Genomic DNA, 7,964 nt, shown 5'->3' on the forward strand with positions numbered 1-7,964 from the left:
GTACATTTCTGCTACCGTCGGTGCACGAAAACCTCGCCCGGCCTGCAGCCATACCTGCTGCGTTGCCGTTAGCTGATATCCCAGGTTGCTTTGCCAGGTAAAAGCGGAGAAATCGACATCAGTTACCGTCTGCGTATTGTCAGTAAACTGGTCATCAAACTGCGGGCTGTATTTCAGGCCGTCATAGCGCCCGCCCAGACTCAGTGTCCAGCCCTGACTGAACTTAATCACATCGCGGGCATACAGGCTAAAGGCGTTGATATCGGTTTGCGGCACCTGATCAGGGTCGATAACCGGCGGGCTGGCCAGCTCGTCAGTTTCGCCGATATAGCGCCGGTCTATCGCAGAGTACTCTACTTCGCGCTGTTCAACCGATGCGCCGTAAAGCCATTGTTGCTGCAACGTATCGCTGAATATTTCTTTGTCCAGTGCCACGGCAAATTTAAGCTGACGCTGTTTGAAGTCCCGGTCTTCGCTGCGCAAACACGGCGCTACATCGCCATTGGTTGCACCGGCGCAACTGGTGGTCAGCATGTTCGTCACACCATGGGTATAGTTTGACTGGTAATCCGCAGTGGCGTTGACGTTATCAGCCCAGCTACGCCCTGCCAGCCATTCATACTGCACACCAAAGCGTTTGCGTTCTATCTCATCATCGCCGATACGCGACAGGTAAGTACTGTCCAGCCTGGAGCGGTTATCCAGCTCACTGTCTTGCTTAAAATATTCGCCGGTCCAGCCCAGACGGTGTGCGGTGCTAAGTTGATACTGCAATTTCGCCAGCACGTTATTGCTGCGGTAATCCAACGGGTCAGCAATGGTGCGGCCGGCGCCAATAATGTCTTCACCAGATGTAGCAGTTTCCGTTTCATGGCCGTCACGGCGGGTATATACCAGCAAGGATTCCAGCTTGCCGCTGCGGTTGGCAACAGTGGCGCTGAATGAGGTCTCATCATTCTGACCACTAAAACCTGCCGTGATACCAAGGTGGGTATCGTCGCCGCTGGCAGCAAGGTAATCTGCCGGATCTTTGGTGACAAATAACACTGCCCCACCGAGGGCACCGCTGCCTGCCGCTATCGCATCGGCACCTTTGATAATCTCAATCTGTTTTAACGCGTCGATATCCACACCGCCGCGGGCAGAGCGGAAAAACTCGTAAGCGACAAAAGTGGGCGGGTCCAGCGTTTCACCAAGCGACAAACCATCGACCGTAATGGCGACTCTGTCACCGTCAAGGCCACGGATATTAAAACCATTACTGCCAAAACGGCCCATATCTGTGGTAGTCACGCCCGGCACAAAGCGCACTGCATCAGCAATATGCTGTGCCTGTTGCAGCTTAAGATCCGTTGCACTCAGGCGCTGGCTTTGCTGAGTATTGGCTTTGGTATTAATGGCCTCTTCAGCGCTGACTTCAGCGGTAGCCAGCTCTTGCAGATTATTTTGTGTGGTCTGTGCCAGCGCAGCCTGGCTGACAGCGGTACCAATCAACAGTGCTAATACAGTCTTCTGCAGTAAAGGGCTCTGCATAACGTGATTTTTCATGAACGGCGTCTCTCCTTAGAGCGTGGTTAGTCCTGACCTACTGTGCGGGCAATTTGCTGATCCAGACGGCTGGCAAACTCACTGACGTACTCGTCATAACTCAACACGCCATCGCTGTTACTATCCACTGCAGCAAACTGCGCATCGCGTCTCTGCTGGTACTCTTCACGGCTGACCACACCGTCTTTGTTGCTGTCATACATCGCCAACATGCCGTCAGCTGAATGGGTAGTTGGCATTTTCAGTAAACGCTCTGGCCGCGGCTGTTGCTGACTGGCTTGCTGTTGCTGTAGCCGGGTTTGCTCACTGCGGGTGTCTTCGCCACGGGGCGCAGGTTTTGGATCGGCTTTTGATATCACGCCATCCTGATTGGTATCCATACGACTAAAAGCACTGTCGCCGGAACGGTTAAACTCTGCCCGGCTGATATAGCCATTTTCATCTTTATCCAGTGCATTAAAGCGGACATGGGTCTGACGCAAGTGCCCGGCCCGCTCAGCAGCAAGCTGTTGCTGCTGCTCGCCGCTAAAGGTATGTTTCTCAGCTGCGACACTGCTGCAGGCGCTCAGATAGGCGCTGCTCAGCGCCAGAAATAAACTGGTGTATAAATGCTGCTTGTTCATAGTGCTCACTCCTTACTCATGCCGGCATCTGTGGCACGGCATTTAACTGCTTATTGGGTAACTTCCAGCACCACGCTGTAGGTGTAGCTGTATGTTGGTACCGGTGCATCTTTGGGGGCGTCGGTTCTGAACCTGCTTAACAGGAAATAGGTACCGGCTTTTTGCGGCTGAAAACTGATAATGCCGGCGGCATCGCCGGTAAGTTGGTGGGTAACTTTTTCGTCATTCGCGCCAGCTTCAATGAAATAGACATTTACCGCCTGCTGTGGCAGGGGTTTACCATTAAACAGCACCCGGGCACGTAAGGTGCTGTCGGTATACAAATCATTCGGGTGACTTAAAAACGCTAATTCCAGCGCTTCGCCACCGGGTTTTAGAGCAGTGTGGTCCGGTGCGCCTTTGCTGATATAGGTTTCCGCCCGGGTCACCGCCTGAAAATGCGCAATAGATTTGGCGCCTTGCGGCAGTACAAAGTTGCTGTCCCGGCTGCTTTTACGCTCACCATCAAGCTCGTAAGTATGAAACACCGCACCATAGCGCAGGCCTGTGCTGAAACGGTACGTGCCATCATCCGTTAGCTTATGCTCTGCTACTGCGCGGGTATGACTGTACTGCAGCAGCGTTGGTTTTAGCACGGTACCAGCGGGTGTCAGCACACTGAATTCGCTGTTGTTAAAAGCCACCTCAGGAATAAAAAACCGATCGGCAAACGCAGCATCCAGACTTACCCAGCCGCCACGAACGGGTTCAAAACTGGCAGGTTGTAAGTAAGGTACATGTGCCTGGGCAGTAACACTGCCCGCCAGCATTACGCCAGCAAAAACGGCCCGGTTAAATGACAACAGCATAACGGCTCCTTAATGATAATAATTCTTATTAACTTCGGAGCGGCACTTTATGCCAAACAACGATCAATTGCAAATGATAATTGATCTTATTTGCAATTGATTACCTTTAAAAGGAATTTTACTACCAGAAAAGAAAAAGCCGGGCAATGATGCCCGGCTTGTTTAGCGTGCTAGTAAAGCTGTATTTGCTTTAGTCCTTTTGGCCCAGTAGGTTAAGAATAAAAGCATATTCCTGTGCATACTCGGCCAGACGCGAAAAGCGGCCGGATTTTCCACCGTGTCCGGCTTCCATATTGACCTTAAACAGCAGCGGGTTGCTATCTGTCTTATGGGTACGCAACTTCGCCACCCACTTGGCCGGTTCAAAATACTGTACCTGCGAGTCATGCAAACCTGTGGTCACCAGCATGGCTGGATACGCCTGTTTACTCACCTGATCATAAGGCGAATACGCCAGCATGTAGTCGTAGTAAACTTTTTGTTTTGGATTGCCCCATTCGTCAAATTCATTGGTAGTCAGCGGAATACTTTCATCCAGCATAGTGGTCACCACATCAACGAAAGGCACATGCGCTACCAGCGCCCGGTACTTTTGTGGTGCCATATTGGCCACGGCCCCCATCAGCAAACCACCGGCACTACCGCCCATGCCAAATACTTTGTCTTTGGCAGCATAACCTTGCTCAACCAGATAATCGGTCACCGCGATATAGTCGGTAAAAGTATTGGTTTTATGCAGTAACTTGCCATCTTCATACCACTGCCGGCCCATCTCCTGACCACCACGAATATGGGCAATAGCGTAGACAAAACCACGGTCAACTAAAGAGAACACCGTACTGCGGAAAGCCGGGTCCATTGAGCTACCGTAAGAGCCATAGGCGTACTGATACAAAGGTGCAGTGCCATCACGTTTGAAGCCTTTCTTGTACAACAAAGATACCGGCACTTTTACGCCATCAGACGCAGTAGCCCACACCCGATCAGTCTGATACGCCGCTTTATCAAAACCGCCCAGTATTTCGGTTTGCTTTAATAATTGCTTTTCACCGGTTTTCATATTGAGCTGGTACACACTCTCTGGTGTCGTCAGTGACGTATAGCTGTAACGCAACCAGTCAGTGTCCGGTTCGGCATTTTTCTCAAATACTGTTACATACGCCGGTTCATCTGATGCCACATAAAAGGCCTTATCCGGCGCATTCCAGGGCATCACTTTCAGCCGGCGCAAACCATCACTGCGCTCGTTAATCGCCAGAAAGTTATTAAACAATTCAAAGTCTTCGATAAAGACTTTGTCGTCATGTGCGACCAGTGACTGCCACTTTGCACGATCGCCAATCTGATCTACCGCCACCGTCATCAGGCGGAAGTTTGGCGCATTCCAATCAGTACTTATGACCCAACGGCCATTAATGTGCCCGGCTGAATACTGAAAATCACGCTGCCGTGGTGCCAGCACATTAAAGGCGCTGTCGGGCTTAGCCGCATCCTGCACCCGCATCTCGGTAGACACTGTGCTGCTTAGGTAGATAACAACGTAATTGTTGTCACCGGTATTGCCCACGCCCATATAAAAGCTGTTGTCCTGCTCTTCGTACACCAGTTTGGCGCTGCTGGCATCGTTACCCAGCGTATGTTGCAGTACTTGTGTACTAAGCAATGTGGTAGGGTCGTTTTTAACCACATACAGCGTTTTGTTGTCTTTGGCCCAGGCAATACTGCCAGACAAGCCGGTTAACTGATCCGGCAAGTCCTGACCGGTGCGCAGATCACGTACCTTTAACGTATACTGACGACGGCCATTGGTATCTTCCATGTATGCCAGCAGCTGCTGATCAGGGCTGACCTGCATATTGGCGACCTGGTAAAAATCTTTCCCTGCGGCCAGCAGGTTTACATCCAGCATCACCTGCTCTTTGCCATCTTTTAACGACTTACGGGCATAGATCGGATATTCCTTACCGGCTTCATAGCGACTGTAATAGCTGTAATCGCCTTTGTTATACGGTACGGAGCTGTCGTCCTGTTTAATACGACCAATAATTTCAGCGGTCAGTTTATCTGTCAGTGCATCATAGCTGCGGCTGTATTGGCTGAAATAGTCATTTTCGCGCTGCAGATAATCGAGCACTGTTGGCGATGTACGGGTATCGTCGCGCAACCAGTAATATGGATCCTGCCGGTTACCATGAGGAGATGTGACGGTATAAGGTTGCTGCACAGCCAAAGGGGCAATAAAGTCTTCGGCACTCAGCCAGCTGCTACTCAGGCAACTGACACCAAGCAACAGGCTGATGATTGTTTTTTGCATGTTAATTCTCCGGGTGATATCGGCGGAAATTAACATGAAAATTACACTTATCCTATTTAGGGCACAATAAAAAGTGTAACCGGTTATGTTTGTCTGCTGATTTTGCGTCCGGTAGCAGTTAGCCTATTCACAAATGGCTGATTTTAGGCTATTACTTCTAGGTTTATTACGTATAAGGAAAATAAGATGGCGTTGATGACAGTTGAGCAGGTAGCAGAATTTCTTGGTGTACAAACGATCAGAGTGGAACGTCTGGCCCGGGAGAACCTGTTGGTACCAGCAGAGAAAGACGCCGCTGGTAAACCACTGTTCAATGAAGACGATGTAAAGCGTTATAAAACCCTGGCCGAGCGCTTAGGCGGCTTATAAGGCTAAGGTCTGCAAGCGCTGTTGCCAGCGCTTTGCCTGTTTTTGATAACCAGGCTGTGCCAGATACCATAACCAGCAAAACCCGCTGTAAAGCTGCTTTGCAGCAAGAAGTTTGTCATTCAAAATATCTGTCAGTTCAGGCTGTTGCCGCAGCCTGGCGTATTCAGCCAGCATGTGTTGCTCTTGCGCTACCGATAAGCCGAAGTGCAGACTTACCGCCGCCAGATCCAGGCTGCTGTCGGCCAGTTGGCTGTACTCAAAATCAAGCAGCCAGAGTTTATGCTGAGCAAACAACAAATTACCTGCATGCAAATCTAGGTGGCACAAAACGGTATCCGGCGGCAGTTGTAGCAGGCATTTAGCCGCATGTTGCAGCTTAGTCACTAAAATGATGTCTGTTTCTGACAGCACCACCGCCTTGCTTAACTGCTGCACATAAACACCAGGCTCCAGCACCGGTGTCTGTACAGATAACTGATGAAAACTGGCCAGGGCTTTTAGCAGTGAATCCAGGCCATGTGCAGTAACGTCAAACGCCACGCCCTGTGCAATGAAGTCGCTTAGCATGACCTGATAATGATTATTCAGACATAGCGGAGCCGGCGCCAGCCCCTTTGCTGCTGCCGCATGCTGGCAGCGCAGCTCCTGCTGCCGGCACACCGCCGACTCTGCCGGATAGCAGCGCAGCACATACTCGCCACGCGCGGTTCTGACATAGTAGCTTTGGTTGCTTTCACCGTGGGATAGCGGCCGTACCTGCAACAAAGGCTGGCTGACAAAAAACTCCAGCCGCTGGCATAGCCGCCTTACAGACTCAAGTTCACTGCCGGTTGTTGCTGATAATGACTGCGCCAAATGAAGTACCCTGCAATCGCGATAACGGTATACAGCATAAACAAGCCGGTGAGGAAATACAGGTGTTTTTGGGCATAAACGTAAATTGATACGGCATCAATCACCACCCAATACAGCCAGTTTGATACCAGCTTGCGCGCGACCAGTAAGGTGGCCATTACGCTAAATACTGTGGTTTGCGCATCGATATAGGCAAAATCTGCACTGGTGTGCTCGGCCATCAGTGCACCAAGCCCCCAACCCACCAATGCGGTAATACCAATCAGTATCACATGGTATTGCCAGCGCCACTCATACACCGGCCCACGCTCACCTGGTGCACTTTGCCGTATTTGTTGCCAGCGCCACCAGCCATACAGCGCCATACCGGCATAGTACAACTGTAACAACGCATCAGATAACAAGGCTGATTGCCACATAACATGGGTAAACAACACCGTGCTGAGCAGCGCGGCAGGCCAGCACCATAAGCTTTGCTTCAAAGCCAGTATCACATAAGCCAGCGCCAGCACAGTGGCAGTAAGCTCAATGCTATGCATCAACTGCCACTGTGCTATGGCCTGGCTTAGCAGTTCATTCATGGCCGCAAGTCACCGTGAATAAATTTACAGACAAATACCACTTTGCCGTACTGTTCAAACGACCAGCGGATACAGGCTTGCAAAGCCTGCATTACGGCGTCGTAGTCACCAAATAACTGCGTACTCATGGTATTGGTGAGTACAGTTACATCAGGGTATTTATTCAGTTCAGCAATAAAACCTTTAATCGGCGTAATATAGTCTTCTGCCAACGGGTACTTACTTATTTCGACTGACAATTGCATAATCTTCTCCTTATCAATACTTGTTGAATGTGTCATCAGTATTGTGTTCAGAATTGATAACTGGCGGTCACGCCAAAACGGCGTGGCTCAGCGAATTGCTCATAAACATGTGGTTCGTATCCATCGCGCGGATCGTTACCGAAGTAAAAACCCCGTACACCGATATCCTGATCCAGCGCATTACGGGTCCACAGTGCCAGCTCCCAGTTGTTCAGCTGATAACTCAGGCGGGCACCCAGCAATTCGTAGCGCTCTGATTGGGCGTTGTGGCCATCGGAGTAATAAAACGCATCTTTACCCTGCAGGCTGATGTTAAACAGCAATGCGTCAGTGATATACCAGTCTGCTGCCAGGCTGTACTGAAAGCGTGGTGCCTGAGCCTGTTCACGGCCACTGAAATCGTCCCCCTCTAACGTAATGTAGTTGCCCAGCTTGGTTTTCAACCAGCTGGCAGACAACGACACGGCCAATTGCGGGTTCAGCTGCAAGCGGTTTTCCATTTCAATACCATAGTTACGGCCACTGCCAGCGTTATCGATAAAACCGGCAAACTGCGGGCCACTGTCCGGGTTCAGCCAGCC

Annotated in this window: 8 protein-coding genes and 1 pseudogene; 1 reads left to right on the top strand and 8 read right to left on the bottom strand. The window is 50.7% G+C overall.

Features of this window, described 5'->3' with window-relative positions; translation table 11 throughout:
- The 4 genes from VIN66_RS18655 to VIN66_RS18670 form a co-directional block, all read right to left on the bottom strand.
- Positions 1–1,548, bottom strand: a 1,548-nt coding sequence (locus tag VIN66_RS18655; protein ID WP_331925386.1) for a TonB-dependent receptor domain-containing protein, incomplete at its 3' end; no start/stop codon positions are given.
- Positions 1,549–1,574: 26 nt separating this feature from the next.
- On the bottom strand, positions 1,575–2,171 hold the full coding sequence (locus VIN66_RS18660; RefSeq protein WP_331925387.1) for a hypothetical protein: 597 nt from the start codon (positions 2,169–2,171) through the stop codon (positions 1,575–1,577).
- Positions 2,172–2,221: 50 nt separating this feature from the next.
- A complete protein-coding gene (locus VIN66_RS18665; protein ID WP_331925388.1) occupies positions 2,222–3,019 on the bottom strand; it encodes a DUF4198 domain-containing protein in 798 nt (265 codons plus the stop codon).
- Positions 3,020–3,209: 190 nt separating this feature from the next.
- Positions 3,210–5,333: a S9 family peptidase gene (locus VIN66_RS18670; protein ID WP_331925389.1), complete on the bottom strand. Its 2,124-nt coding sequence runs from the start codon at positions 5,331–5,333 to the stop codon at positions 3,210–3,212.
- A gap of 186 nt (positions 5,334–5,519) precedes the next feature.
- On the opposite strand from VIN66_RS18670, the gene VIN66_RS18675 reads away from it, so the two are divergent.
- The gene (locus VIN66_RS18675) at positions 5,520–5,702 is read left to right on the top strand and encodes a helix-turn-helix domain-containing protein (RefSeq protein WP_134052473.1); all 183 of its coding nucleotides are present in this window, start codon (positions 5,520–5,522) and stop codon (positions 5,700–5,702) included.
- Here VIN66_RS18675 and VIN66_RS18680 read toward each other — a convergent pair.
- The 4 genes and pseudogenes from VIN66_RS18680 to VIN66_RS18695 form a co-directional block, all read right to left on the bottom strand.
- Entirely contained in the window at positions 5,697–6,557 is an 861-nt protein-coding gene (locus VIN66_RS18680; RefSeq protein ID WP_331925390.1) for a phosphotransferase, read from the bottom strand. The two genes, VIN66_RS18675 and VIN66_RS18680, sit on opposite strands and share 6 nt — an antisense overlap.
- Positions 6,509–7,138, bottom strand: a complete 630-nt coding sequence (pnuC, locus tag VIN66_RS18685; RefSeq protein WP_226766521.1) for a nicotinamide riboside transporter PnuC — start codon at positions 7,136–7,138, stop codon at positions 6,509–6,511. Before pnuC ends, VIN66_RS18680 begins: the two co-directional genes overlap by 49 nt.
- The gene (locus VIN66_RS18690) at positions 7,135–7,383 is read right to left on the bottom strand and encodes a YkoF family thiamine/hydroxymethylpyrimidine-binding protein (RefSeq protein ID WP_331925391.1); all 249 of its coding nucleotides are present in this window, start codon (positions 7,381–7,383) and stop codon (positions 7,135–7,137) included. Before VIN66_RS18690 ends, pnuC begins: the two co-directional genes overlap by 4 nt.
- 47 nt (positions 7,384–7,430) lie before the next feature.
- Positions 7,431–7,964: pseudogene (locus tag VIN66_RS18695) on the bottom strand (TonB-dependent receptor); the annotation flags it as partial.

This window comes from Rheinheimera sp. (assembly GCF_036568245.1).
Lineage (GTDB): Bacteria > Pseudomonadota > Gammaproteobacteria > Enterobacterales > Alteromonadaceae > Alishewanella.